This window comes from Spirillospora sp. NPDC047418, from assembly GCF_040643275.1.
In the GTDB taxonomy this organism is placed as follows: domain Bacteria; phylum Actinomycetota; class Actinomycetes; order Streptosporangiales; family Streptosporangiaceae; genus Spirillospora.
The window spans coordinates 41,984-65,938 of record NZ_JBEYTW010000008.1; the positions used below are offsets into that span (position 1 = coordinate 41,984).

General features: G+C 74.7%; 21 protein-coding genes. 5 read left to right on the forward strand and 16 right to left on the reverse strand.

Annotated features, from left to right (window positions below; translation table 11 throughout):
- Nucleotides 1-30: 30 nt before the first annotated feature.
- From ABZ806_RS07020 to ABZ806_RS07090, 15 genes are all read right to left on the reverse strand, one after another.
- Nucleotides 31-843, reverse strand: a complete 813-nt coding sequence (locus ABZ806_RS07020) for a class I SAM-dependent methyltransferase (RefSeq protein ID WP_500215922.1) — start codon at nucleotides 841-843, stop codon at nucleotides 31-33.
- 10 nt (nucleotides 844-853) lie between these two features.
- Complete coding sequence (locus ABZ806_RS07025; RefSeq protein ID WP_500215923.1) at nucleotides 854-2,533, reverse strand: class I adenylate-forming enzyme family protein; 1,680 nt, start codon at nucleotides 2,531-2,533, stop codon at nucleotides 854-856.
- Between the two features lie 11 nt (nucleotides 2,534-2,544).
- A complete protein-coding gene (locus tag ABZ806_RS07030) occupies nucleotides 2,545-4,257 on the reverse strand; it encodes a CoA transferase (RefSeq protein WP_500215924.1) in 1,713 nt (570 codons plus the stop codon).
- Entirely contained in the window at nucleotides 4,254-5,852 is a 1,599-nt protein-coding gene (locus ABZ806_RS07035) for a class I adenylate-forming enzyme family protein (RefSeq protein WP_500215925.1), read from the reverse strand. Before ABZ806_RS07035 ends, ABZ806_RS07030 begins: the two co-directional genes overlap by 4 nt.
- 4 nt (nucleotides 5,853-5,856) lie before the next feature.
- Nucleotides 5,857-7,251, reverse strand: a complete 1,395-nt coding sequence (locus ABZ806_RS07040; RefSeq protein ID WP_500215926.1) for a protoporphyrinogen/coproporphyrinogen oxidase — start codon at nucleotides 7,249-7,251, stop codon at nucleotides 5,857-5,859.
- Nucleotides 7,248-8,204 (reverse strand): UbiA family prenyltransferase, encoded by a 957-nt coding sequence (locus ABZ806_RS07045; protein WP_500215927.1) that lies wholly within the window; start codon nucleotides 8,202-8,204, stop codon nucleotides 7,248-7,250. The genes ABZ806_RS07040 and ABZ806_RS07045 overlap by 4 nt, the downstream gene beginning before the upstream one ends.
- Nucleotides 8,201-9,412, reverse strand: coding sequence for a DegT/DnrJ/EryC1/StrS family aminotransferase (locus ABZ806_RS07050; protein ID WP_500215928.1), 1,212 nt, complete (start codon nucleotides 9,410-9,412; stop codon nucleotides 8,201-8,203). Before ABZ806_RS07050 ends, ABZ806_RS07045 begins: the two co-directional genes overlap by 4 nt.
- Complete coding sequence (locus tag ABZ806_RS07055; RefSeq protein ID WP_500215929.1) at nucleotides 9,409-10,602, reverse strand: DegT/DnrJ/EryC1/StrS family aminotransferase; 1,194 nt, start codon at nucleotides 10,600-10,602, stop codon at nucleotides 9,409-9,411. The genes ABZ806_RS07050 and ABZ806_RS07055 overlap by 4 nt, the downstream gene beginning before the upstream one ends.
- Before the next feature lie 119 nt (nucleotides 10,603-10,721).
- Nucleotides 10,722-11,249, reverse strand: a complete 528-nt coding sequence (locus ABZ806_RS07060; protein WP_500215930.1) for an EF-hand domain-containing protein — start codon at nucleotides 11,247-11,249, stop codon at nucleotides 10,722-10,724.
- 193 nt (nucleotides 11,250-11,442) lie between these two features.
- Nucleotides 11,443-11,859 (reverse strand): DUF6917 domain-containing protein, encoded by a 417-nt coding sequence (locus ABZ806_RS07065; protein WP_500215931.1) that lies wholly within the window; start codon nucleotides 11,857-11,859, stop codon nucleotides 11,443-11,445.
- Nucleotides 11,856-12,803, reverse strand: a complete 948-nt coding sequence (locus ABZ806_RS07070) for a Gfo/Idh/MocA family protein (protein WP_500215932.1) — start codon at nucleotides 12,801-12,803, stop codon at nucleotides 11,856-11,858. The genes ABZ806_RS07065 and ABZ806_RS07070 overlap by 4 nt, the downstream gene beginning before the upstream one ends.
- The gene (locus ABZ806_RS07075; protein WP_500215933.1) at nucleotides 12,800-13,978 is read right to left on the reverse strand and encodes an Ldh family oxidoreductase; all 1,179 of its coding nucleotides are present in this window, start codon (nucleotides 13,976-13,978) and stop codon (nucleotides 12,800-12,802) included. The genes ABZ806_RS07070 and ABZ806_RS07075 overlap by 4 nt, the downstream gene beginning before the upstream one ends.
- On the reverse strand, nucleotides 13,975-15,279 hold the full coding sequence (locus tag ABZ806_RS07080) for a M20/M25/M40 family metallo-hydrolase (RefSeq protein ID WP_500215934.1): 1,305 nt from the start codon (nucleotides 15,277-15,279) through the stop codon (nucleotides 13,975-13,977). Before ABZ806_RS07080 ends, ABZ806_RS07075 begins: the two co-directional genes overlap by 4 nt.
- On the reverse strand, nucleotides 15,276-16,151 hold the full coding sequence (locus ABZ806_RS07085) for a sugar phosphate isomerase/epimerase family protein (RefSeq protein ID WP_500215935.1): 876 nt from the start codon (nucleotides 16,149-16,151) through the stop codon (nucleotides 15,276-15,278). Before ABZ806_RS07085 ends, ABZ806_RS07080 begins: the two co-directional genes overlap by 4 nt.
- Nucleotides 16,138-17,145 (reverse strand): Gfo/Idh/MocA family oxidoreductase, encoded by a 1,008-nt coding sequence (locus ABZ806_RS07090; protein ID WP_500215936.1) that lies wholly within the window; start codon nucleotides 17,143-17,145, stop codon nucleotides 16,138-16,140. Before ABZ806_RS07090 ends, ABZ806_RS07085 begins: the two co-directional genes overlap by 14 nt.
- A gap of 299 nt (nucleotides 17,146-17,444) precedes the next feature.
- Here ABZ806_RS07090 and ABZ806_RS07095 point away from each other — a divergent pair, with 299 nt between their 5' ends.
- From ABZ806_RS07095 to ABZ806_RS07110, 4 genes are all read left to right on the forward strand, one after another.
- Nucleotides 17,445-17,810 carry a hypothetical protein gene (locus ABZ806_RS07095; RefSeq protein WP_500215937.1) on the forward strand — a complete coding sequence of 122 codons (366 nt, stop codon included), beginning with the start codon at nucleotides 17,445-17,447 and terminating at the stop codon, nucleotides 17,808-17,810.
- A gap of 149 nt (nucleotides 17,811-17,959) precedes the next feature.
- Nucleotides 17,960-19,558, forward strand: a complete 1,599-nt coding sequence (locus tag ABZ806_RS07100) for a GMC oxidoreductase (protein WP_500215938.1) — start codon at nucleotides 17,960-17,962, stop codon at nucleotides 19,556-19,558.
- A 75-nt stretch (nucleotides 19,559-19,633) separates the two neighbouring features.
- Nucleotides 19,634-20,197 (forward strand): TetR/AcrR family transcriptional regulator, encoded by a 564-nt coding sequence (locus ABZ806_RS07105; protein ID WP_500215939.1) that lies wholly within the window; start codon nucleotides 19,634-19,636, stop codon nucleotides 20,195-20,197.
- Between the two features lie 32 nt (nucleotides 20,198-20,229).
- Complete coding sequence (locus ABZ806_RS07110) at nucleotides 20,230-21,366, forward strand: epoxide hydrolase family protein (protein WP_500215940.1); 1,137 nt, start codon at nucleotides 20,230-20,232, stop codon at nucleotides 21,364-21,366.
- A 61-nt stretch (nucleotides 21,367-21,427) separates the two neighbouring features.
- Here ABZ806_RS07110 and ABZ806_RS07115 read toward each other — a convergent pair whose 3' ends face one another.
- Complete coding sequence (locus ABZ806_RS07115) at nucleotides 21,428-22,399, reverse strand: helix-turn-helix transcriptional regulator (protein WP_500215941.1); 972 nt, start codon at nucleotides 22,397-22,399, stop codon at nucleotides 21,428-21,430.
- Between the two features lie 65 nt (nucleotides 22,400-22,464).
- Here ABZ806_RS07115 and ABZ806_RS07120 point away from each other — a divergent pair, with 65 nt between their 5' ends.
- A complete protein-coding gene (locus ABZ806_RS07120; protein ID WP_500215942.1) occupies nucleotides 22,465-23,946 on the forward strand; it encodes an MFS transporter in 1,482 nt (493 codons plus the stop codon).
- Nucleotides 23,947-23,955 lie beyond the last annotated feature (9 nt).

Below are 23,955 nucleotides of genomic sequence, written 5' to 3' on the forward strand. Positions count from 1 at the left end.
ACCCGCCGGCCGGCGCGGTGCGAAGGACGCTCATCGGCACTCCTCGGGTCGTCGGCCCTGGACCGAATAGAGCGCATAGGACCGGGCTCGGAAGCCGGGGTGGGCGAGCAGTTCGCGGACGTCGGACAGTTGCCGGTCGGTCATTCCGGCGCGGACGAACTTCTCCCGCAGGTGCCGGGTGTGGTGGCTGACGAGCTGAAGTCCGGGCGAGTCGGCATTCCACACCTCGGAACGGCGGTGGGAGGTGACGCCGCTCAGTCCTGCTCGGGTCATCGCGTCGGCCGCCTTGCGTCCCCAGGCGATGTCGACCTCCTCGTCGTCCATGATCTGTGCCTTGGCGTCCAGGAACGTCCGGTAGAGCCGGTGCGCGGCGGGATCGGGCACTCGCAGGGCGGGCGCGTCGGTGGCGTCGAACTCGTCCACCTGGAGCACGCCGCCCGGTTTGAGGGCCCGGACCAGCCGGTCGAGGACGGCGAGGCGTCCGGGCAGCAGCCGCAGCACCAGGCGGGCGTGGACGAGATCGAACTCCCCCTCGGGAAGCGGGTCGCGGACGATGTCGTGCCGGACGAATTCGAGACCCGCGACGGCCGACCCCCGGACGGGCCTGATGTCGGTGGCCAGCACCAGGCCCGTCGGGGCGGCCCGCCGGGCCAGCCATGCCGCGATGGCGCCGTCCCCGGCGCCGACCTCCAGGCACCGCCATCCCGGTCCGATGCCGGTCCGGGCGAGGCGTCCGGTGGTGAAGGGGTCGAAGGCCAGGCCCAGCAGGCGGTGCTGCTCGGCGTTGTGGTCGTCGCGTCCGCCGAAGACGGGCGGGGGCCGGAGCCCGGACGTCGCGTTCACCTGCGGTTCCTCACATCCAGGCGTTCGGCCGCCGCACGGGGCCCGCGGCGTCCGCTGGGACGGCGGGGACGGCGGTCTCGGCGGCGATGCGGGTCAGGGCGGAGACGTTGACCTTCCCGGTCGGGCCGAGCGGGAGTTCCGGCAGCGTCAGGAAGCGTTCGGGCAGCCCGCGCCGGTCCAGGCCGCGGTCGAGCAGGTACGCGATCATGGCGGCCGGGGTGGGCGGGAGGGCGCCGGGGCGCGGGGCGAGGCAGGCGCACATCCGCTCGCCGAGGTCGCGGTCGCTCACCGGGACGCAGTGCACGTCGGCGATGTCGGGGTGGCCGATGAGCGTGCGCTCCACCTCCGCCGGGGAGATCCCGATACCGCCGCGGATGACGACGCGCTTGAGCCGGTCGAGCACCCACAGCGTGCCGTCGCCGTCCAGGCGGCCGAGGTCGCCGGTGCGCACCCAGCCGCCGGGGGCCCGGTACCGGGCGTCCAGGTCCGGGGCCGCGACGTAGCACAGCGGGGTCATCGGCCCGAGCGCCCAGATCTCCCCCGCCCGGCCCGGGGGCAGGGCCCGCCCCTCCGGGTCGCGGACGCTGATCCGCGCCACCTCGGGATCGGGGACGCCGGCCAGCCCCGGTTCCCAGCGGGCCGGGTCGTGGCCGGTGTGGCAGTTGACCCCGTCGCTGGAGCCGTAGATGTTGATCGGCGGCATGCCGAACCGGCGGACGCAGGCGTCCCGGACGTGCTCGTGCACCGGCCCCGCGCTGGAGACGACGGCGCGGAGCGACGACAGGTCCGCGCCGGCGTCGCATTCGCCCATGCGCCACAGCATCGTGGGAACGGCGAACAGGTGGGTGGGGCGGAGCCGCTCGACCGCTTCGAGCGCGACGGCGGCGTCGAAGCGCGGCAGCAGCACCAGCGTGCCGCCGTGGCGCGCCACGATCACCGAGGTCGCGAGCGATCCGTACGACGACGCGAGCGACACCAGCACCAAGGCTCGCATCGGGTCGGGCCCGCGTTTCAGGGCGGCCACGTAGTTGCCGCGCCCGCCTCCCATGGCGTTGTGGGAGTAGGCCACCATCTTCGGTTCCGACTCCGACCCGGAGGAGATCAGGATGCGGGCCGGTGCCTCCGGGTCGACGGCTTCGGGCCGCCAGGCCCGCACGGCGTCGTCGTCGGCTTCGTCGAGGGAGTGGATTCCGTCCGCCGGAGGGGTGCTCGGCGTCCAGCGTTGCAGGTCGTCCGGTCCGGCTGCCGTTGCGGCCTTGTCCGGAGCGGTGATGAGCGCGGCGGCGCGGGACCGCGCGAGGAGACGGGCGATGTCGCGCCGCCCGTGCGTGTGCGGGATCGGCAGGGCCACGGCGCCGATCGCCGCGATCGCCAGCTCGGCGACGACGGCGTCGCGTCCGTTCGGCAGCAGGACGGCGATGATGTCGGCGGATCCCCGGCCCGCGGCCCGCAACGCGGCGGCCGCCCGGCGGACACGCCCGTCGAGCGCGGCGTAGTCGAGGACGCCCGCGCCGTCGATCACGGCCTCGCGTTCGGGCGTGGCGAGGACGTGGTCGCGGAACAGCGCGTAGAGGTCCCGGCCGGGGCAGAGCCCGGCGGCGGTCCAGGCCGCGCGCGTCTCGGCGGGAACCCGGTCGACCAGGGTGACGCCGTTGGCGGATCTCCAGGTGGAAGCGGCGGCGGTGTGCATGGGGCCTCTCTTCAGGAGTGGAAGGGCTGCGGGGTGAAGGTCCACGGGCTGCGGCTGTAGGCGGCAGCACCGTCGCTCTCGAAGACCGCCTCGTACGCGGGGTCGGCAGCCATCGCCGCAAGGTCCGTGACCACAGGCGCGGTCGGCGCGGTATCCGCAGGCGGGTGGTCGGCGTGCGCGGCCGGAAGGTCGGGGTGGGTGTCGTGTAGGAGGCGGGCGGCGTCGGCCAGGGCGGTCTCGACGCGGATGCCGGTGCCGGTGCGGGCGCGGGCGAGCAGGCCCGCGAGGACCCCTTCGGCGCTGATGAGCGCGCCGAGGACGTCGATGACGGTCATCAGCGTCGGCGCCGGAGGCCGCCCGCGCTCCGCGAGCAGGGCCGCGACTCCCGTGTACGCCTGGACGAGGTAGTCGGTGCCCATGGGCTGCGGCTCGGGGTGGGCCTCGGCCCAGCCTCCGGCGTGCGCGTAGACGAGGCCGGGCCGGACGGCGGCCAGGTCACCGGCGTCCAGCTCGAACAGGCCCGCGCGGCCGGGCGGCCAGTTCTGCAGGAAGACGTCCGACGAGGCGATGAGCCCGAGCGCCGTCTCGCGTCCCGCGCGGGTCTTCAGGTCGGCCTCGACGGCGCCCTTGCCCCGGTTCAGGGCGAGGAACCGGGCGGAGCAGTCGCCCGCCAGGGGCGGGACGCCGCGCATCGGGTCGCCGCCCGGCGGCTCCAGCCGGACGATCTCGGCGCCGAGCAGCCCGAGCAGGTGCCCGGCGAGCGGCCCCTGGATCCGGTTGGTGGCCTCGGCGACGCGCAGGCCGCCGAGAGGGGCGTGGCCACCTGCGGGACGGCACGCCGGCATCCGGCCGTCCGGCCCGGCGGTCGCCTGGAGCCGCCAGGGGGACGCGGGCGGCGGCAGCGGCCATGCGGCGTCCTCGCTCACCTCCACGATGCTGACGCCGGCGGCACGGGCAGCGGCACGGATGTCCAGGTAGGAGAGCGTCCCGGCGGCGGCCTGCAACGCGGGCGGAAGCGCGCAGGTCGCGGTGGCGAACCGCTGCTGGAAGGGCGGCCAGCCCGCGACGATCGCGGGCCGTCCGGCGCCGAGCGCCGTCCAGAAGGCCAGCCAGTTCTCGGCCGCGAACGTCTCGATCTCGAACCGGACTCCGTCGGCCGACCGGAACGGCGGCGTCCGCTCGGCGGCCTCGGGCGGGCACCGTCCGGCGCCCGGGTCCGACGTGGCGACGGCGACGTACTGGTTGAGCGCCAGCGCGGCGGCCTGGGCAACGGACGTCGCCGCGCGGACGGGCGTCCCGCCGCGCAGCACGGCCAGCATCCCGGCGGCGATCGCCTGGACCGCGAGGACACCGGCGCACACCGAGGCGAAGTCGACCGGCAGTGCGCGCGGCCCGCCGGTGGCGCGCCCGTGGACGTGCATGATGCCGCAGGCGGCCTGCACGTCCCGCTCCCCGGCCATGGGCACCGCCACCGGCCCGGACCAGCCGATACGGCACTCCGGCAACGCGCGATCCCCGGACACGAAGGGCGCGTGGACGACGCCCAGCCACCCGGCGGGCGCGTCCGGCGGAGCCGCGCCACCGGTCTCGACCAGGCAGCCGAGCGCACGCAGCCGGGCGGCGGCGACGCGGATCGCGCGGGAGTCGCCGAGCGCGCGCACGACCGTCCCGTCCAGGGGGCGGGCCACGAGGTCGACCGGGGTGCGGGGCGTGGCGGTCCTCATGTCCATTTCCCCGTCCCGTGGGTCTCGGGTGGCAGGCCCAGGCGCTCGCGGAGGGCCGCGCGCCGCACCTTGCCGGTCGCCGTGCGCGGTATCCGCTCCCACGTCGTGACGACGGGCTCGGCGAGTTCCGGCAGGTCGGCGACGGCGCTGCGCCACCGGCCCGGGTCGAGGCGACCGTCCTCGACGACGAGCACGGGCTGCGCGGGACGGCCCGGGATGCTCAGCACGACGCATTCGACGACGCCGGGCACCCGGTCCTCGATGACGTCCTCGACCTCGACGCAGCTGGCCTTCGGGAGGGAGTCGGCCTCCCGGTCCAGCAGGAGCAGGCGCCCGCTCCGGGTGAGGACGCCGAGGTCGCCGGTGATGAACCACTGTCCGGCGCGCTTGCGCAGGTAGCGTTCGCGCTCGGCGACGTAGTCCAGGCACAGCGCCCTGGTGCTGCACGCCAGCAGGCCGACCGTGCCGCGCGGGACGGGACGCAGCGTGTAGCGGTCGATGACGCGCAGCCGGGTGCGGCCGGGCACGGGACGGCCGAGGTCGCGGGTGGTCGGATGCCGGTCGTGCTCGGCGCGCATGGCGCGCCGGGTGAGGAACCGGAAGGTCAGCGGTCCCGTCTCGCTCTGCCCCCAGCCCTGCAGCCAGACCGGGCGCGGATGCCGGGTGGCGCCGAGGAACGTCCGGACGGTCGGCGGGTGCACCGCGTCGAACGTGCTGATGTAGAGGCGGACGCGGTCGAACACCCCCGACCGCGCGTGGGAGCGCCAGCGCGCGAACGTCGAGGGCTGCGCCTCCACGACGGTCGGCCGGTGCTCCGCCAGCAGCGGGCGGGCCTCGGCCCAGTCCGCCGACGTGACCACCAGCATCTTCGCGGGGCCGAGGGCCGCGGCGGCGACCGTCCAGGCGAGCGCGCGCCCGTGCGCGAAGGAGAAGGCGGCGGCCACCACGTCGTCCGGGCGGCTCGCGAGCACGGGCCACCGGTGAGCCTCGAAGTCGGCGAGGCGCCGCAGCAGCGTGCGGGTGGAGTGGACGACGAGCTTCGGAACCCCGGTCGTGCCCGAGGTGTGCAGGATGACGAGGGGGTCGTCGGCGGGCGGGCGCCAGGGAGCGGCCTCGGGGTGGCCGCGCACGTCGTCGAGCGACAGCACGGGCGGCCCGCCGGCCTCTCCCGCGCCGCCGCCGGGGCCGAGCACGAGCCTCGGGACGGCCACCGACGCCGCCGCCGACCGTGCCGCGTCCGCGACCAGCAGTGCCGGGTCGAGCCGTTCGAGCAGGACGTCCAGCACGTCCGGCTCCAGGTGCGCCGACAGCGGCGCGGGCACCGCGCCCAGGCGGGCGGCCGCGCAGCACAGCAGCACCATGTCCCAGTGGTCGCGCTTGCTGATCGCGACGCGGTCGCCGGGTCTCACTCCCGCCGCGGCGAGCCATCCCGCGGCGTCCCGCACGAGCCCGGCGAGGGCGGGCAGGTCCAGGACGGTGCCGCCGCCGGGGGCGATGTCCAGCGGACGGCTGAGGTGCACGGTGGTGGAGTGACCGCGGCGGGCCACGTCCTCGAACAGCGTGCCCAGTTCGATGCGCCTGCCGAAGGGGGTCATCCGTTCACCTCTCGCTCTTCGCCGGAGCGCTCTTCGCCGGCGAGAACGGCCGGACGTTCGCCGACGACGACAGGTGGGCCCGGACCCGTTCGGCGGCCAGGGCGGCGGAGGTGACCGCGCCCTCGCTGCACGGGCGCAGCGGCACCCAGTCCCCCGCGTACTCGACCGCTCCGGCGGGGCGGTCGGCGAAGGCGCCGCGCAGCCGCAGGGCGCGCGGCGTCGCCTCGGGCAGCCCGTGCCGGAACCGGTGCACCAGGACGTGGGGCGGAACGGCGGCGTCCAGGCCGGGGACGACATGCCGGGCACGGGCGACCAGCCGCTCGGCGACCGTCCGGTCGGGCGCGCCGAAGAGTTCGCGGCAGCCGCGCGGCGACGGGATGAGCGAGATCAGCGCGCGCCCGCGCGGCGCCCGCCCGGGATGCTTGCGATGGTCGAGGGTGACGACGTTGAGCAGCGGGTCGGCGGTCGCGGGGATGAGCGTCGCGAAGCTCGCCCGCGCCGGCTCCGGCGGCGCGTCCAGGACGAGGCTGACCCGCAGCATCGGCGTGTACCCGCACTCGGCGAGGAACTCCCGCGCGGCGGGCCGGGGCTCGTCGTACAGTCCGGCCGCGACCGGGGCCGGGACGGCGAGCACCACCGCCCGCGCGGTGACGGTGCCGCACGGCGACTCCACCCGGACCACGCCGCCGTCGGCGGTCACGCGGGTGACGGGGTGGTCGGTGCTGACGTCCAGTCGGTCGGCGAGGGCGCGGGCCAGGGTGTCCATGCCGTCGCGGTAGGTGTGCCAGGTGTGGGAGCCGCCGGACGCGGCCAGGTGCGCCGCGAACGGGGCGGCGGCCGAGCGTCCGGGGTCCCAGCCGAAGAAGCCGCTGGCCAGCGGGTGGACGAGGTGGTCGTACAGGTCCGGGTGGTAGGGCCGGACCAGGTCGGCCACCGTCTCCTCGGTGAGGCCGGCCCGTTCGGGGCGGTCGGGGTCGAGGTCGCCGGCCCGCGCCAGCCGTGCCAGCCGCGCCCGCAGCCGCATCAGGTCGGCGCGGGCGCGCAGGCCCAGGCCCGCCCCGGTCAGCAGGCCCAGCGGGCGGCCCGCGTTCGGGCGGGCGCGGCCGTCCCGCCACACGGCCAGGGCGTCGCGGACGTTCGGCACGGGGGCCGGGTCGCGGTCCAGCCCGAGGTCGGCGATCAGCTCCCAGGTCGCCGGGTAGCCGGCGGGGCCGGGGAACATCTCGGCGCCGGTGTCGATCAGGCAGCCGTGCTCCCGGACGGTCCGCATCCGCCCGCCGACGGCACCGGCGGCCTCCAGCACCCGGACCGTGCGCCCCTGCCGGGCCAGCGCGTACGCGGTGGCCAGCCCGGCCGGGCCGGCCCCGACCACGGCGACGTCCAGCGGCGGGGCGCTCACGCCGCCGCCCCGGCGACGAGGGCGGCCGCGACCAGCAGGACCACCGTCACGCGGTGCGCGTGGATCGCGATCCGGCGGACCCGCAGGATGTCGCCGCGGAAGCCGATCACCAGGTGGGCGAGCCGCATGGCGACGAGCGGCAGCATGGCCACGGCGAACCACCACGGCGCGATCCCCGTGGCCGACGCGGCGGCGATGAGCACGATCTGGGCGGACGTCATGACGGCGATGAACAGCCGGTGCGCGGGGGCGGAGACCAGGGTGGCGACGGTGATGCGCCCGGCCGCCCGGTCGCCGTCGGCGTCGTTGGTGTTGGAGTACAGCCCGAACAGCATCGGCCCGGATCCGAACAGGACCGCCTGCACGACGACGAACCCGGTCGCCCCGCCGGTCAGCAGCGCGTACGGCACCAGCGTCCAGCCGATCCCGAGGCCGATGAGGAACAGTTCCTGGAACCCCCGGTAGCTGATCTTCAGCCCCCACGAGTACTGGACGGACGCGGCCACGCACACCGCCGCCAGGACGATCGCCCACGCCGGGCGGTAGGGGGCCGCCGCGACCACGGCCGCCCACAGCGCCGACCCGGCGACGGCGGCCGCCCGGGAGAAGCGCAGCGCCTGCGGCTCGGTGAGCGTCCCGGCGACGAGGGGTTTGCGGGCGAGCCGGCGGCGCGCCGCGTCGGAGCCGTAGTTGGCCGCGTCGCTGCCGTCGCGGTGGCCGGTGATGTCGTCGAAGCCGACCATGGCGGCCACGACGACGACCTCGGCGACCAGCGTCAGCGCGAGCAGGCCGAACGTCCGCGGTTCCCAGCGCGCGGCGGGCGCCAGCAGCGCCCACACGACCACGAGCCCGAGGTAGTAGTCGTAGATGTCGAGTTTGGCCAGGCGTGCGTAGGCGGCAAGGGTGCCACGCCCGGACACGCCGGGCACGCGAACAACGGTCTGATGGCTCATGCGTGATCCCGGTGTGAGTCAGCGGGGCGGGCGTCGGCGGGGCGGGCGCCAGTGGGGCGGGTCTCGGCGGGGTGGGTTTCGGCGAAGGTGCGGACGGTGTCGGCGATGTGCTCGACCTGCGCGTCGGTCAGGTTCGGGTAGAGCGGCAGCGAGATGTTGCGGCGGGCGGCGTCCGCCGCGTTCGGCCAGGACCCGCCGGGCGGGGCGCAGGGGGCGAACGCCGGCTGGGCGGGCAGCGGTCGCGGGTAGTACACGTGGGCGGCGATGCCGTGTCCGGCCAGGTGGGCGCGCAGCGCGTCCCGCTGCTCGGTGAGGACGGTGTACACGTAGTGGAACCGGCCGTCGCCGCCGTCCGGGGGCGTCACGAGGCCGCGGTCGGCGAGCGGCGCGAGACGCTCGGTGTAGTGGGCGAAGATCTCCGCGCGGCGCGCGAGCCGGTCGTCCAGGCCGGGCAGCCGGTGCAGCTGGAAGGCGGCCATCACCTCGTCGAAGCGGCTGTTGTGGCCGATCCGGTGGTGGACGAACCGCTGGACGCCGTCCTGCCCGTGGTTGCGGAGCATCCGCACGTCCCTGGCGAGGGCGGGGTCGTCGGTGATGACCACGCCGCCCTCGCCGGGCATGCCGAAGGTCTTGACCTGCACGAACGAGTAGAGCCCGGCGTCTCCCCAGCGGCCCGCGGGACGGCCCCGCAGCGTCCCGCCCTGGGCGAGCGCGGAGTCCTCGACCAGGCGGAGGCCGTGCCGGTCGGCCAGCGCGCGGAACGCGGGCATGTCCGCCATCACCGAGAACATGTGGGCGGCCACCAGCGCCTTGGTGCGCGGCGTGATCAGCGACTCGGCGGCGGCCGGATCCATGGTGAGCCGCACGGGGTCGATGTCGGCGAACACGGGGACGGCGCCGGTGTCGAGGACGGTCGCGGCCGGCGGCGGGCAGCCGAACGCGGGCACGATGACCTCGTCGCCCGGCCCGACGCCCATGGCCGCCAGGATCAGGGTCAGGGCGGACGTCCCGCTCGAGCAGGCAACGGCGGCGCGGGCGCCGACGCGGCCCGCGAGTTCCCGCTCCAGGCGCGCGGTCCGCCAGCCGAGGATGAACCTCTGGTCGGGTCCGGTGCCGATGGCGCGCACGGTCTCCAGGAGCAGTTCCCGGTCGTCCTCGAACAGCTCCGGGGAGAAGAACGGGATGGTCGCGATGGGCGGGGCGGTCATCGCGTCCTCCCGGTGCGGAAGCCCTCGATCTCGTCGCAGACGCGGTCGACGTCCGCCTCGCGCAGGTCGGGGTGGAGCGGGAGCGCGAGGGCGGCGGCGCAGGCGGCCTCCGCGCGGGGGAAGTCGCCGGGCCGGTGGCCGAGGTGGGCGAAGCACGGCTGCAGATGCAGCGGGACCGGATAGTAGATCTCCGTGCCGATGCCGAGGGCGGCCAGGTGCGCGGCCAGGGCGTCCCGGTCGTCGACCTGGAGGAGGTACACGTAGACGACGCGGTTGCTCCCGGGGAGCGGCGGGCGCGCTCCGGGAACGCCGCGGACGCCGGGGAGGCCGCGCAGCCGGGCGTCGTAGCGGCCGGCCAGCTCCGCGCGCCGGGCGATGCCGGCGTCGAGGGTCGCGAGCTTGGCCAGCAGGACGGCCGCCTGGACGTCGTCCATCTTGCTGTTGCGCCCCGGCAGCACCGTCGCGTTGGAGATGCCGGGGAAGTTGTCGAGCGTGCGGCCGCCGCGCCCGTGGTGGCGGAGCATCCGGGCCTTCTCGGCGACCGCCGCGTCGCCGGTCAGCACCGCCCCGCCGTCGCCGATGCCGCCGAGCGTCTTCGCGGGGAAGAACGACAGCACCCCGCCGGCGCCGAGCAGCCCGGCGTGGACGCCGTCCATGCGCATGCCGATGGCCTCGGCGCTGTCCTCGACGAGCGTCAGGTCGTGGCGCCGCGCCACGTCCCGGACGCCGCGCAGGTCGGCCATGCGGTCGAACAGGTGGACCGGCATGACCATGGTTGTGCGCGGGGTGACGGCGGCGTCCACCGATGCCGGATCGACGCCGTACCCGTCCTCCTCGATGTCGGCGAAGACCGGAAGGCCCCCGGCGAGCGCCACGGCACTGGCCGTCGCGATGAACGAGTAGGCGGGGACGATCACCTCGTCGCCCGGCCGCAGCCCGGCGGCGCGCAGCAGCAGGATCAGCGCGTCGGTGCCGGAGTTGACCGCCACGACGTGGCGGGCGCCGGTCCAGGCGGCGAGCCGGTCCTCCAGTTCCCCGACCTTCGCGCCGTGCGAGAACTTCCCGTTGTCCAGGACGTCGGTGACATGCCTGCTGATCTCACTCCAATTCTCTTCGAAACTCGCTGCCTGACTGAAGAACGGAATAGGAGGCGCGGCGGCCGGCGCTGCCGCGGACGGCGTTTTCTGCACGATTCCTTCTGCGACCTTTGCTGGTGGAGGGCGTGGGGAACCGTCCGGGGAAGACCGGGAGGCCCGCGGAGCGGTGCCCGCGGAACTTCCCCGGACGGCGTTCCTACCGGAGGGCCCGGTCAGCGACCGAGCAGCGGGATGTCGTTCCGGCCGAGGTGGTAGTCGCGGACGGCGTCGACCAGTTCGGCGACCGAGAGCTTGCCGCTCCCGTCGGTGTCGAGGTCACGGAAGGCGCGGTCGGCGACCTCGCCCTCCAGGCCGATCGCGGCGAACCAGCCGTGCATCTCCGCCGGGGAGATCTCGCCGTCGCCGCTGCGGTCCAGGACGCCGACGATCGCCTCGATGGTGGGCCGCACGACCGCGGCGAACCCGGCGTCGCCCTTGCCGATGATCTCCTGCTCGGCGGCCGCCAGGAACTGGTTGCGGGTGAGCCGGTCGGCGCCGGCGGCCGCGGCCAGCTTGTCGAACATGCCGAGGTAGGCCTGCTTGAGCTGGTCCGCCTTGGGCGTCCCCTGCGCGCCGAGCCGGGAGATGATCTCGTCCGCCTCGCGCTCGAAGTCCTCCCGCTCGATGGCGCCGTTGCCGTTGCGGTCCCACAGCCGGAACCGCTCTTCGAGGCGGTTGGACTGGGTGGTGGCCATGACCATGTGCATTTCCTCCTGCCGTTGGGGCTGAATGCACTACCTATTTTTCCGCCCGTCCACCGCCTCGAACATGCAATTAAGGTAAGGCTTGGATATCTCGCGAACGAAGGCTGTATGGCGATAATCGACCGACATTCGGGCAGGCGTCATCGCCATTTCTCACAATTCAGTCAGCGGCCGATGAATCGGCCGGAATTCAGTGCGGTGACGGGCCCTGGCGGAACGCCAGCCGCGTCCCCGGCGCCAGGCCGAGCTCGGTCCCGGTGCGCGGCGGCTCGGCCCGGACGAGCACGTTGTAGTGGTTCGGCAGATGGCAGCCGTCGAAGCCGAGCAGGACGCCGATGCGCTGCCCGCCGATCCACAGCTCGTCGCCGCGGTCGAGCACGCCCGCCGCGCCGATCTCCGCGAAGCCGAGGAACGCGACGCGGTCGATCCGCGCGCCGGGGGCGGTCTCACCGTGGTCGGTCGCCACCAGCTCGTGCACCTCGCCCGCGCGGACGCACCGGCTGGCGAACGGTTCCAGCCGCATGCCCCGGTCCGTCCGGCGATGGGCGAGGACCTTCACGACCATCGCGGGGACCACGCTCTTCGGGCCGTCCTCGGCCGGGTTCATCGCGTGCCCCTTCCCGGCACCGGCGCGGCGGGCCGGTGCGGGGCCCGTCCGGGATCCTCCAGGCGGTAGGCGTCCCGCACGAAGCGCAGGGCCGCCAGGCCGCCGTCGCACTCCCCGGACCCTCGGACATACCGGGCGAAGGCGTCCAGAATCTCCACGTACTCGTGCCAGAGGGAGCCCTTGAAGCCGGGGTGGCCGGCGAGCATGTCGGCGCGGACTGTCCGCCCGTCGGCCAGCCGCACCTCGATGTCCTTGCGTTCACCGGGGTGGGACCAGTCGAGCAGGATCCGGGCGCGCCCGTCTCCCGCGCGCAGGCGGACGTCGGCCTGCCGGTCGACGCCGCCCGCGTCCCGCGTGATCCGCGCGGACGTCACCTCGGCCGGACCGAGCAGGAGCCGGACGAGGTCGTAGGCGTTGGGTCCGTTGTCGGCGACGCATCCGCCGCCGCAGCGCCGCATGTCGAGGTACCAGCCGTCCGGGCCCGCGTGGTCCTCGATGCGTTCGAGATAGCGGACGGTGACCTCATCGACCGGCGAACCGGCGCACTCTGCCCGCAGCCGGGCGACCGCCTGGTTGTAGCGGCGGTGGAAGGCCGTGAACAGCGGGACGTCCCGCCGCTCCGCCAGCTGGCGGAGCGCGATCCCCTGCGCGGTGTCGAGGGCGAGGGGCTTCTCCACGCAGACGGCCACGCCGTGTTCGAGCGCGTCCGCGCAGACCTGCGCGTGCACGTCGTTGGGCACCGTGACCACCACCGCGTCCAGCCACGTCTCACGGAGCAGCCGGCGATGATCGGTGTAGCCGGGCACCGGGTGGGCGGCCGACACCGCCGGGTCGCTGTCGCAGACGGCGACCAGCCGCATCGCGGGCGAGTCGCGCAGCGCGGCGAGGTAGAAGCGGGAGATCACCCCGAGGCCGATGACGGCGACCCGCAGCGGCGCCGTCACGAGCGCTCCAGCAGGGCGGGCGCGGGGACGCCGTGGCGCGCGGCGACGTCGCACAACTCCCGGTACAGCTCCCCGCCGACGGGGACGCCGTGGCGCCGGCGCTCCCGCGCGCGCCAGTGCTCGTGCCAGCCCGGGTAGCGGACCGGTTCGGCCGGGTCGGTGGGCGGGCAGCCGAGCAGGGCGCCGAACAGCGCGCCCGCGTCGGCGTCGGCACCGGCGCGCAGCGCGCCGGGCGCGATCGCGACGGCGCAGAAGCCGATGTCGTCGTCCCGGCCGCCGGGCCCGCCGTCGCCGCGCAGCGCGTCCGGATGCGCGCCGAGGCCGGCGCCGGACACCACGGCGGACAGGACCTCCACCGCGATGCCGAGCCCGAACCCCTTGTACTGCCCGGCCTCGCCGCCGAGCCACAGCAGGTGCGCCCGTCCCGCGTCGAAGGCGGCCGGATCGGTGACCGCCGCGCCGTCGTCGCCGCTCAGCACCCCCGCGGGGATCGGCCGCCCCTCGCGGGCCGCCTGCCGGACGCGCCCGGTCGGCGCGGCGGTCGTGCTCATGTCCAGGACGAACGGCGGGTGCTGCCCGGCCGGTGCGGCGACGCTCAGCGGATTGGTGCCGAGCATCGCCAGCGCGCCGCCGGGCGGCCGGGCGATGCGCTGCCCGCCGCAGTTGGCGGTGACCAGCCCGATCATGGCGTGCTCCACGGCGCGCAGCGCGTGGTACCCGGCGCAGCCGAAGTGGGTCGCGCCGCGGACGCCGACCATCCCGATCCCGAACGTCGCGGCGCGTTCGCAGGCGAGGTCCATCGCGGCCCCGCCCAGCCACAGGCCGAGGGCGCCGCGGGCGTCCAGGAGCACCGCCGCTCCCCGGTCGGCGACCCGGCGCGGCTCCGCCTCCGGGTCGACCCGCCCCTCCTCGAACAGCGGCAGGTAGAGGCGGGCGAGGTTGGTGAGCCCGTGGGAGGTCATGCCGGTGAGGTCGCCGTAGCACAACGCCCGCGCCGCCGCCCGCGCCCGGTCGGCCGGCATCCCGAGCGAGGCGAACACGGCAGCGGCGAACCCGACCAGATCGGCGTAGCCCACCCGGCCCGGAGAGTCGGTGGACGGGAGCGGCGGGACGGGAAGCGGGAGCGGGAGGGCTGGATCCTGAGCGGGCGTTCTGGCGGACGGGGTCACTGTCACGGCGATCTGTTCCTTTCGTCGGTGAAGGCGGTGAGGAGGTGGGAGATGGTGGTGGCGAAGTCGGCTAGGTCGGCGGCGGCGGCGAACTCGGCGGCGGCGTGGGCGTTGTTGGCGGCCAGGTCGCCGGGTCCGAGGACGACGGTGCAGGCGCCGGGCAGTTGCGCCGTCCAGATGGCGTCGCAGGTGAAGGCGGGTTCGGCGGCGGGCCACGGCGGGATGCCGGCGCGGTCGCGCAGCAGCGCGTGGCCCCACGCGTCGCGGTCGTCCAGCACGGGCAGCCCGTGCTTGCGCCACTCCAGGTGGGTGATGGCGCGGGCGTCGGCGGCGGTACGGCCGAACAGGGCCGTGCCTCCGAAGAGTGAGGCGAACTCGTCGAGACCCTCGTCCAGGGCGTCCAGCAGCCGCCGTTCCAGGCGGTGGGCGGCCTCCGGCGAGGCGTAGCCGATGTTCAGCAGGAGGGAGCCGCCCCCGTACACCTTGTTGTGCCGCGTGCCCGTGTGCAGGCCCGCGACGCAGACCGCCGCTTCGGACGCCGCCGGGTCGAGCGCGCGGCCCAGGTGCTGGGCGAGGAAGCCCAGCAGGACGCTGGCGTTGTGCCCGCCGCCCGGACGGTCGTCGACCGCGTCCGAGCCGTCGACGGCGATGCGCGCCGTCATCGCCGCCGTACTGCGCGGCAGGAAGCGCCCGCCGGTCGGCTCGCAGAAGACGTTCAGGCGTCCGGTGAAACCGCGCCGGACCAGGGGGCGCGTGCCGAAGACGCCCATGGCGCCGCCCTCTTCCCCCGCGACGGCCTGCACCAGCACGCCGATGTCGCGTCCCAGCGCGGGACGGTGCGAGCACGCCGCGCGGATGCCCGCGAGCAGCGCCACGGCGGGCCCCTTGGCGTCGATCGCTCCGCGCCCGTGGAACCGTTCGCCGTCGAAGCGCGCCGGTTGCAGCCCCGCGACGGTGTCCAGGTGGACGTTGAACATCACCGTGCGGGCGGCGGGCAGGTCGTCCGGCCCCAGCCGCAGCACGAGGCTCGGCTGGTCGGCGAGGAAGCGCGGGCACGCCATGGCTTCGCGAACCGGCGCGGGGACGGGCCCGGCGGCGAGGTCGGCCGGTTCCGCCGGGGCGTGCCGCACGACGCGCAGGCCGATCGCGGCGGCGTGGCGGCCGTAGGCGTCCTGGGCTTCGGCGAGGCGGGACGGCGGCGCGTCCGGTCCGGTCTCCAGCGGGCCGGCGGTCGGCAGGTCGAGGAGGCGGAGCAGCAGGTCACGGTCGCCGGGAGTCAGCGGCGGGGGAACCGGGTGCGCGGTCATCGTCCGCCGCCGGTCGGGGGCGCCGTCCGCGCGACGAGTCGTTCCAGGGCGCGCCCGCATGCGACGAACCCGGCCCGGTCTCCGGTGCCGGATCCGAGGTGCGGCCGCAGCTTCACGTGCGGCTCGATGGACAGCACGCCGCCGTACCCGTTCCGGAACAGCACCTCCAGGCACTCGGTGACCCGGGCCTCGCCTTCGCCGGGCGGGACGAAGAGGGCCTCGCCTCCGGCGCCGGCCCGCGCGTCCTTCACGTGGACGTGCACGACGTGGGACACGATGTCGCGCAGCATCGGCAGCGGCGGATACCCGTGCGCCACGCCGTTGCCGATGTCGAACAGGAGCCGCAGCGCCGGGCTGCCGATGCCGGTGACCAGGTCGAGCATCCGGTCGGCGCGGGCGCCCGCCCAGCCGGCGCAGTTCTCGTGCGCCAGCACCAGCCCGTGGTCCTCGGCGCGGCGCGCCAGCTCGCGCAGCCGCTCGCGGGCGCGGCGGCCCCACTCGGGCTCGTCCAGGCCGCCGCGCGGATACGACATGACCCGCACCAGCGGGGTGCCGAGCACGGCGCAGCGGCGGGCGAGGACCTCCAGTTCGCGGACGTCGGCGGCGAAGTCGCCGGTGGCCGGACGGGACCAGTCGCCGATCTTCGAGGCGACCCCGGCCACGGACGTGCCGGTGGCCGCCAGGCGCTCGGCGGCCCGGCGGAACGCGTCCTCGTCCAAGGCGGCGATGGGCGTGCCGTCGATGGTGCGCAGTTCCAGCCGGTTCCAGCCCAGCTCGGCGACCGCGCCGATCTGGCCGGCGAGGTCCGGTGCCGCCTCGTCACCGAGCCCGGCGAGGCGGACCTCCGCGGGCGCGGCCTCAGTGCACGGCATCCCGCACCTCCTCGCGCGGGCGCGTCCCGGCCCCTTGCAGGGCGCAGAGGTGCTTGGCCTCGGTGAGCAGCCGGACGGCGTCGACCTGCACCGGCAGCGTCCGGTGCATGCCGGCCGCCGGCCCCGCGTACCGGTCGTAGGCGCCGCGCAGGAACGCCGCGAACGCGTCGTCGGTGAACACGTGCCGGGCCGTGTCGCCGCCGGGGCGCACGACCCGCAGCTGCGCGGTGTGGTCGGCCTCGCTGCAGGGGTAGTGGCCGATGAGGACGGCCCGGTCGAATTCGAGGGTGATGCGCCGCTCGCGGACCGGCGAGGTGAGGTCGGAGTCGATCTCGGTGCGGGCGCCGGTGAAGTGGTCGAGCCGGAGCCGGGCGCGGCCGAGGCGCGGGATCCGTAACGGCTCGACGACCATGTCGTCCCAGGAGGCGGCGGCGATCCGCGCGCCTCCCGCGAGGCTCAGCACCACGGCGAGCGCGTGCGGCAGCTCGACGTCGAACGCGGTCGGATGGTCGTGGGCGGCGGCGCTGCGCGTGAACCGGGGCTTGTTCTGGATCACCTCGATGCGGCGCAGTTCCCCGTGCTGCCCGCCGCGCACCGCCGCGCGCAGCCGCCGAGTGAGGGCGCTGTCGAGCCAGTGCGTGACGACGGTGACGTCCAGGCCCCAGCGGCGCCGGATCCGGGCCACGGCCACCAGCCCGGCCAGGTCCACGGCCAGCGGCTTCTCCACGATGATCTTGCGGTAGCCGAGCCGGGCGAGGCCGGCCAGGACGCTCGCGCGGGCGCCGGGCGGCGTGCACAGGTGCACCACGGTCCGGGCCGGGGGACGCAGCCGCGCCGCCTCCTCCAGCGACCCGGCCGCGACCACCCCCGGGACCTGCACCGGCGAGCGGAACGGGTCGACGGCGAGGACGGGCGTCCGGGCCAGCAGGCCGGGGGCCGCGGCGCGCACCCGGGCCAGCGCCGGCAGGTGCAATCCCTGCCCCGACCTGCCCATTCCGACGATGAGAGTATGCAGCATTGCAGGTCAAGGCCCTTTCCGGTGCACGCGGAGAATCCCGCCGGACGGCACGGGAAAACCGGCGGTCCGACAGCGAGCCAAGCTAATTGACGTAACGTCACAGGTCAATGACGCTCCGTTGCGACGATCCTTATCCGCCGAGTAACCGCACGTCAGAGACCGACGCCGGATCGAAAGTAACTACAAACCGTTACAGCAACCTTGCTGAGCGTTATGAACGGAGAGTGCGAGGGCATCAACACCGCGTCCCCACCGCCACGGCTCCAGGAGCTCGCATGTCCAGTCCCGCACGCACCCCCGCCGCCATCGCCGCCGCCGCGCTCTCGGCGGTCCTGCTCACCTCCGCCGCCGCACCGGCGAGCGCCGGGGGACGGGCCGCCGCCCCGGAAGGCAAGATCATTGTTTTCGTGACCGAGGGCGCCCAGGTCTCCCTGGCCGGAACCAGGCTCAGGGAATATCCGGCGGCGACGACCTGCCAATCCATGCCTCCGGGCGCGCACGTGGTCGCCAACGACAGCAACGGGCGGGTGCTCCTCTTCACGGACCCGTTCTGCGTGTTCCCCACCCCACCGCCGTTCAATTTCATCTCCCCCGGATATGGCGCGCACGTCTCGCCGACCGGCAGCTTCCGGATCGGCTGACCGTCCCGCACCTCACTAGCCGTTCGGCTACTCGAAAAGTAGCCGAACGGCTAGACATAGGGGCGTCCTGATCACTAGCCTCGGGCCACTACTCGCAAGTAACCACCGGCGGTTCCGGAACCGGTTCCGGGGTGGGGATGGGGAGTCCCATGGCCGAGATCAGCCGCCGCACACTGCTCGCCGGCGCGACGGCGGCCGCGGGGCTCGCCGCCGCCGGGGCCACCGCCGCCGGAGCCCCGCACGCCCGGGCGGGCGCGCGCCGGCGCGTGCCGGTCACCCGCGCGGAGCACCGCCTCGTGATCATCGGCTCGGGATTCGGCGGCGGCGTCGCGGCGCTGCGGTTCGCGCAGGCCGGGGTGCCGTCGCTCGTCCTCGAACGCGGCATCTGGTGGCGCACCGGACCGGACGCCGAGACGTTCCCGCACGCCCTGAGCCCGGACAGGCGCGCGATGTGGATGGGCCTCGACCCGGAGCTCTTCGGGATCCCGATGCCCGCGCACGACCCCTACACCGGGCTCCTGGAGCTGGTGAAGGGCGACGGCATGAACATCATGTGCGCCGCGGGCGTCGGCGGCGGGTCGCTGGTGTACCAGGGCATGACCCTCCAGCCGACCGAGGACCTCTTCAACGCGACCATGCCCGAGGGGCTCGACTACGCCCGGATGGACCGCGTGTACTACCGGCGGGTGGCGCGCATGCTCAAGATCCAGACCGCGCCGGACGAGCTGATCGACAGTGCCACCTACCGGCCGTCCCGCATCTTCGCCGGCAACGCCGAACGCGCCGGCTACGCGGTGTCGAAGATCCCGATGCCGATCGACTGGTCCTTCGCGCTGCGCGAACTCAAGGGCGAGATGAAGCCGTCCTACACCAACGGCGACTGCTCGCTGGGCGTGAACAACGGCGGCAAGCACTCGGTCGACGTCACCTACATCGCCGCCGCCCAGGCCACCGGTCTCGTGACGGTCGCGACCCGGCACAACGTCACCGATGTGGCCAAGACCGCGGACGGCCGCTGGCAGGTCCTCGTCGACCGCATCGCCACCGACGGGACCGTCCTGGAGAAGAAGATCATCACGACGCGGGCCCTGGTCATGGCGGCCGGCACCGCCGGCACCACCAGGCTGCTGATGCGCGCCGCCGCGAAGGACCAGATCCCGGACATGCCGGACGGCCTCGGTACCAACTGGGGCACCAACGGCGACCGCATCTACGTCTGGACGGACTTCGCCGACGACTTCGGAGCCCCGCAGGGCGGCCCGGTCGTCTACGGCAGTAAGGAATGGGACGACCCGGCCACCGCGAACACCGTCATCCAGGCGTCCCTGCCGCCGCTGCCCGCCAACCTGCGCTCCACCATGCTCGTCGGCTACGGCGTGAGCGAGGGCCGCGGGCACTTCACCTACGACGCGAAGAGGGACGACGCCGTCCTGCGCTGGCCGCAGGGCGGCGACGGCCCGCTGTACGCGCGGCTCCAGGAGCGCGCCGGCAAGATCGCCGGGCCGGCGTCGCTGCTCCTCGACACGAACGCGGTGGTGCCGTCCACCTGGCATCCGCTCGGCGGCGCGTCCATGGGCATCGTGTGCGACCTCGCCGGGCGCGTCCTCGGCCACCGCGGCCTCTACGTCCTGGACGGGGCGCTCATGCCGGGCACCACCGCGGCCTGCAACCCGTCCATGACCATCGCCGCCGTGGCCGAGCGGGCCGCCGACGAACTCGTCGCCCGCGACGTGGGAAGCGCCATCTGATCCGCGCGCCCCCCGCGGCCTGGGTAGGCTCCGTGGTCTGCTGGACCATCGGGCGGGGCAGAGGAGCGTGCGCAGGTGGGGACGGCGCGGAGCCGTTTGCTGACGGCCGCCTTGGAGCTGTTCGTGCGGCACGGGGTCGGCGGCACCTCGCTGCAGATGATCGCGGACGAGCTCGGCGTGACCAAGGCCGCCGTCTACCACCAGTTCCAGTCCAAGGCGGACATCGTCGGCGCCGTGATCGCGCCCGCGCTCGCCGAGCTGGAGGCCGTGGCGGACGCGGCCGAGGCGCGGCGGCACCGCACCGACCGGCTGCGCGTCGCGCTGGACGGCGTGGTCGACCTCGTGGTGCGGCACCGCCGGCTGCTCGCCATGATCATGACCGATCCGCAGGTGGGCCGGCTCGTGCGGAGCCGCCCGCCGCTGCTGGAGCTGGAGGAGCGCATCGAGGCCGTCCTGACCGGCCCGGACCCGGACGCCGAGACGCTCGTGCAGAGCGCCATGGTCAGCGGCGCCCTGATGCTCGCCGGCCTGGATCCGCGGCTGGCCGAACTGGACGACGACACGCTGCGCGGCCACCTCAGCGCCACCGTCTACCGCATGCTCCGCCTCCGCCGGCGCACACCGCCCTCCCCCGGCTGACGAGGATGGCCCAGACTCCCAAGGAGGATCCCGTGCCCGACGACCGGCCCCTGATCAGGGTGAGCGACGCCGATCTGGACGATCTCCGGGCGCGGCTGCGCGCCTCCCGCCGGCCGGCCCCGTGGCCCCTGGACGGGTGGCAGGCCGGCACCGACCCCGCTGAACTGGGCCGCCTCGTGGAGTACTGGGCCACCGGCTACGACTGGCGCGCGCAGGAGGCCGCGCTCAACGCGCTGCCCTCCCACACCGCCGACATCGACGGGACGCCCGTCCACTATCTGCGCTTCGACGGCGAGCGGCCGGACGCCCTGCCGATCGTCCTGACCCACGGGTGGCCAAGCACGTTCCTGGAGCTCACCGCCCTCGCCCAGCGCCTCGCGGCACCGTCGCAGCACGGCGGTGACGCCGCGGACGCCTTCACCGTCATCGTCCCGTCCCTGCCGGGCTTCGCGTTCTCGCCCCAGCGGCCGTCCCTGCCGCCCGCTCTCCAGACCCACGAGATCTGGCACCGGCTCATGCACGGCGAACTCGGCTTCGACCGCTACGCCGCGCACGGCGGCGACCTCGGAGCCGGTGTCACGTCCCGCCTCGCGGAGGCTTTCCCGGACTTCCTCACCGGGATCCACGTCCTGGCCGTCGCCGTGCCCGCCGGCTACGACCCCGCGAGCCTCACCGCCGAGGAGCGGGCCTACCTCGACGAGGTCGCCGCCTGGAACGCGGAGGAGGGCGGCTACCAGCACCTGCAGAGCACCCGGCCGGTCACGCCGGCCCACGCCCTGTCGGACTCCCCGGCCGGCCTGCTGGCCTGGATCGTGGAGAAGTACCGCGCCTGGAGCGACAACGACGGCGACCTGGCGGCCCGGTTCAGCGACGACTTCGTCCTGACCCAGGCGTCGCTGTACTGGTTCACCAACAGCATCTCGACGTCGTTCCGGCCTTACTACGAGTACGTCCACGGCATGACCAGACGCGTCGAGCGGGTGGACGTTCCCACCGCCGTGGCCGTCTTCCCCGCCGATCTGAGCAGGCCCCCGCGTTCCTGGGCCGAGCGCACCTACAACGTCGCCAGGTACACCCGGATGCCCCGCGGCGGCCACTTCGCGGCACACGAGGAACCCGGCCTCCTCGCCGACGACATCACCGAGTTCTTCCGCCCCCTGCGTTCATAAAGGGATGGACGCGGTGGCTTGGGCATCGAGGTCGCCTTTCCCTAGCGGTGACACGCTGCCCTCACGTGGCGCGGGTGAGTCCTTCGTCGATTCGGGTGCGCAGGGTGCGCAGCGCCTGCCGGAGCTCTGCCGGTTCGATGTCCGTCATGTCGGCGTCGAAGGTCAGGAGCAGCCCGGCCACCCCTGCCCATGACCACGCGCCGAGCGTGAGCCGGCAGGTGGAGTCCGCGGTGTGCTCGACCGTCGATCCGCCGGGGGCGAACCTGGCGACGACGGGCGCGGGCAGCGCGATGAGCGCCGACCCGCGGCACGGCCACTCCGCCGGGGTGTCGCCGCGGTCGTGCGTGCTCATGACGAAGGCGGCCGGATCGCCGTGCGGGACGTCGCGCCGCTGGAAGGGCGTCCCCGTGGGCATGCGCGGTCCGAGGCGGTCGACGCGCACCGCGCGCCACCGGCCGGCGTCCGGTTCGAACGCGACGAGGTACCACCGTGCCGCCCACACGACGAGGTCGTGCGGTTCCAGCGTGAGCGTCACCGTTCCCTCCTCGCCGGAGTAGTCCGCGCGGACGACGTGCCGCCGGTTGATCGCGGCGCCGAGGGCGCGGACGGCCTCGGCGTCGATCGGCGCCGCGGGGAACTCCCAGTAGTTGCGGGCCGCGGAGACGGTGAACGACTCGGCGTGCGCGCGGCTGCGGGCGGGCATCGCCTGCCCGAGCGTGGCGAGGGCGCGGGCGGCGTTCTCCCGGATGCCGGACAGGATCGCCGGGACGGTCTGCAGCGCGACGGCCGCCGCGACGGCCTGGTCCTCGTCGAAGACGACCGGCGGCAGCCGGGTGGCGCGGCCGAGCCGGTAGCCGCCGCCCGCCCCGCGCACGGCCTCGATCTCGTATCCGAGTTCCCGGAGCGTGTCGATGTCGCGCCGCACGGTCCGCACCGACGTTCCGAGCCGGGCGGCGAGTTCCCCGGCGGTCAGCGTCGCGCCGATCCCGAAGATCGACAGCAGCTTCAGCGCCCGCGCGGAGGTGGCGGCCATCGCTCCCCACTCCTCACGCACAAAGCGGTCACTCGGCGGCAACTATAGCGGCGATGGTTCCCGGCATGACCGCTTCACAGATCCCTCACGAGGGCACGCGCGCCCCCGCCGGTTCGCCGGCGCCGGTCTCCGGCGCGGGCGCGGGCGCGGCGCTCCTGGTGGTGCTCTTCGCCTCGTTCCTGGACCTCCTCGACGGGACGATCGTCACCGTCGCGGCCCCGGCGATCGCCCGCGACCTCGGCGCCGGCGACGCCCAGATCCAGTGGACGATCGCCGCCTACGTCCTCGCCCTGGGCGCGGGCCTGATCACCGGCGGGCGGCTCGGCGACCGGTACGGCCGCAAGCGCCTGTTCATGATCGGACTGACCGGGTTCACGGCCACCTCCGCGCTCTGCGCACTGGCCGCCGGGCCGGGCATGCTCGTCGGCACCCGCGCCGCGCAGGGGCTGACCGCGGGGATCATGGTCCCGCAGGTGTTCGGGATCATCCGGGCGTCGTTCGCCCCGGGCGAGCGCGCCAAGGCGTTCGGCGCCTACGGGGCGGTCCAGGGCCTCGCGTCGGTCGCGGGCCCGCTGCTCGGCGGCCTGCTCGTCGACGTCGATCTGTTCGGCCTGGGCTGGCGCACCATCTTCTGGATCAACGTGCCCGTCTCGGCCCTGGCGCTCGTCATGGGCGCGAAGGTGCTGCCGGAGTCGCGCTCCACCTCGACCGCGCGGCTCGACCTCCCGGGTGCGCTGCTCGCGGCCGCGGGCATCCTGCTCCTGCTGCTGCCGATCATCCAGACCGGGCCCTGGGGGTGGACCTGGACCAGCTACGCCCTTCTCACCGCCGGGATCGTCATGCTGGCGGTCTTCCTCGTCCACGAGCGGCGCCTCGCCGGACGCGGGGGCGAGCCCGTCCTCGATCCGGCTCTGCTCCGGATCCGCGCCTTCACGGTCGGCCTGGGCGCGTCCGTGCTCTTCTTCGGCGGCATCGGGTCGTTCTTCCTCACCCTGTCGGTCTACCTCCAGGACGGCACCGGCCGCACCGCGTGGGAGACCGGCCTGGTGATCCTGCCCTACGCGCTCGGCTCGATCGTCACCTCGGGGCTCGGCATCGCTCTCGCCGCCCGGGCCGGGAGAGCGTTGCTGATCTGCGGCTCGCTCACCATCGCGGCATCGCAGCTCGTCCTGTGGGCGGTCGTCGGGGACGGCGGCGATCCCGGATATCCGCTCCTCGCCCTCGCGCTCTTCATCGGCGGCCTCGGGCTCGGTCTCTGCGCGCCCATCCTCGTCAACGTCGTCCTCGCCGGAATCCCCGCGCGCGACGCCGGTGCCGGGGGCGGGGTGCTGTCGACCGTCAACCAGATCGGCGGCGCCATCGGCATCGCCGTTCTCGGCACGCTCTTCTTCACCACCGCCACCGAATCGGCGACCGGCGCACCGGAACGGGGCGACTACGGCCATGCGCTCGGCACCGTCCTCGTCGTCTCCGCCGTGCTCTACGCCGTGGCGGCGCTCGTGATGTCCGCTCTCCCGAAGAACGCGGCCGAGCACGTCGACCACTGACGTGCGTGC